Annotated in this window: 3 protein-coding genes; all 3 read left to right on the forward strand. The window is 40.0% G+C overall.

The features are described from left to right. Positions 1–289 precede the first annotated feature (289 nt). The 3 genes from ASG81_RS02825 (at position 290) to ASG81_RS02835 (ending at position 1,938) form a co-directional block, all read left to right on the forward strand. A complete protein-coding gene (locus ASG81_RS02825; protein ID WP_056628924.1) occupies positions 290–847 on the forward strand; it encodes a recombinase family protein in 558 nt (185 codons plus the stop codon). A 207-nt stretch (positions 848–1,054) separates the two neighbouring features. Further along, complete coding sequence (locus ASG81_RS02830; protein WP_056628925.1) at positions 1,055–1,606, forward strand: GNAT family N-acetyltransferase; 552 nt, start codon at positions 1,055–1,057, stop codon at positions 1,604–1,606. Between the two features lie 92 nt (positions 1,607–1,698). Continuing rightward, positions 1,699–1,938, forward strand: a complete 240-nt coding sequence (locus ASG81_RS02835; RefSeq protein ID WP_056628926.1) for a hypothetical protein — start codon at positions 1,699–1,701, stop codon at positions 1,936–1,938. Positions 1,939–2,119 lie beyond the last annotated feature (181 nt).

A 2,119-nucleotide genomic window follows, 5' to 3' on the forward strand; every position in this document is an offset into this window, starting at 1 on the left:
TGCATAGTAAATTTTAGGGTACTAACAGATACACAGAAAGCAGTATTAATTACCATCAAAATGGAGGGTTTAGTGGTTTTACCACCGCGGTAGCGGTTTTGTCCAAAATAAGTTATGTATTGAATCTTGTGGCTGCCTGCTATCTAATAAACGACCGTTTTTTAGACTTTTTAAACAACAGCTTAAAATGCCCCAAACTGACCATTGTTTTAGTCTATTAAATCGTCTAATATTCAAGGTATATTAAATTTATAAATTTAAGGTTTAATAGACAAGAGGGGATTGGGAAATGACTAAAGTTGGGTATGCACGTGTTTCGACTACCGATCAGTCCATGGATTTACAAATCGATTCTTTAAAGGCATCCGGATGTGATCGTATTTTCGAGGAAAAGGTCTCCGGAAAGAAAAGTGATCGACCTGAGTTAGCCCGCTGCTTAGAGTACTTGCGTTCCGGAGATACATTAGTTATCTGGAAATTGGATCGCCTTGGTCGGACGACAAAGCAGTTAATCGAGCTTTCGCATGATCTTAAGGAAAGAGGAATCAGTCTGCAGATCATCACACTGGGAGTAGATACCAGCACGCCGGCAGGCAAGCTTTTTTTTGCAATTATGGCTGGTTTGGCTGAAATGGAGGCAGAGACGATTCGAGAGAGAACCCAGGCCGGTTTACAAGCCGCTCGGGCTCGAGGTAGAAAAGGAGGAAGACCGCCATTGGATAAGAGCAAAGTTGAAATGGCGTTACTTCTGTATGATAGTCAGAAATATACCATAAAAGAAATAACCGAGCAGACCGGAGTGTCTAAAGCAAAGTTATATCAAGTTCTCAAGAACAAAAACGCTTGAATCGGAAATTTTACGGCGGCGTTAAGCTAACTGGCAGATTACGCTAATGCCTACATAACCAAAGCCATATACCACCATGTTACAATTTCCCATATTAGAAAGGATTGAGAACAATGTAGTCAGAATTAAATCAGATCCTCGAGCAAGATCTCCACCCTTAAACCTGATGAAATGGGCTTAAGGAATATCATTAAGGAGGATCAATATATGAGCAATTATGCGTGGGATGGTTTGAAAGTCAGGTTAAGGCCAGTTCTGCCATCAGACTGGGACAAGTTTCATAACAATGATTTGGATTCGGTTAACGCCAGACTTTGTGATGAAATACATTTTCCGAGATCAGAAGAAGGAACAAGACAGTGGGCAGAACGCCAAGCCCTTAATACCTTAAATGGGGACAATGTATTTTTGGCAATTGAAACATTTGATGGAACACTTGTCGGTAGTATATGCACAAATAGTTGCAATTCACGAAATGGAACTTTCAAATATGGAGTCTCGATATTTCGAGACCACTGGCGTAATGGCTATGCTTCAGATGCAATAAAGGTAGTACTTCGATATTACCTTGAAGAGTTACGATATCGGAAGGTTAACGCTCATGTCTATGCCTTTAATGATGGATCTGTAGCATTGCAGGAGCGTCTTGGATTTATTCAAGAGGGAATGATAAGAGATATGGTCTTTACAAAAGGTCAATACTATGACGAATATATTTATGGCCTGACTAAAAACGAATTTGAGAAATTATTTCCGTAGTAGTAACATAGGCTGCCCTTGATGGCAGCCTTATTCGTTCAACAGGTACGATAGTTTAAAGAATGGTTTCTATGATAGATAGGATGATTAGCATGAGTAATTACTACAAAAACAAAGTAAAATGGTGTGTGATTTGTGACCAGGGCTGGGTTGTAATTTTAAAAGAGGCTAAATCAAACAAGTTAATTCTAAGTTGTAGTGAATGTGAATCAACTTGGGAACATCCTAATTATGTTCATAATGCTGATAAAGCATCTTCAACAGAGGAACTACTGGTCGAATCTGATGATGACGAAATCACACATTGGGAGAAGTATATAATCAAACGTTGATGGGATTGATGAAACGAGTTGAATAACACACATTGTTGAGCAGGCGCTACGGTAGCCTGGGGTCTGTCAAGAATTTTGTGTAAACGTATTATTGATGTTGTCAAGGCAAGGGAGCTCCGCCCCCTACCGAAGGTGCTGCCCAACACGATCAGGGAAGAAAACGGATAGCTGTAGCAGCATT

The sequence above is a fragment of the Paenibacillus sp. Soil522 genome (assembly GCF_001428245.1).
Lineage (GTDB): Bacteria > Bacillota > Bacilli > Paenibacillales > Paenibacillaceae > Pristimantibacillus.

What these genes read in the sequence shown, in the direction of transcription:
- ASG81_RS02830 (WP_056628925.1), top strand. Translation starts at nt 1,055, where the DNA reads ATGAGCAATTATGCGTGGGATGGTTTGAAAGTCAGGTTAAGGCCAGTT.
- ASG81_RS02825 (WP_056628924.1), top strand. Translation starts at nt 290, where the DNA reads ATGACTAAAGTTGGGTATGCACGTGTTTCGACTACCGATCAGTCCATG.
- ASG81_RS02835 (WP_056628926.1), top strand. Translation starts at nt 1,699, where the DNA reads ATGAGTAATTACTACAAAAACAAAGTAAAATGGTGTGTGATTTGTGAC.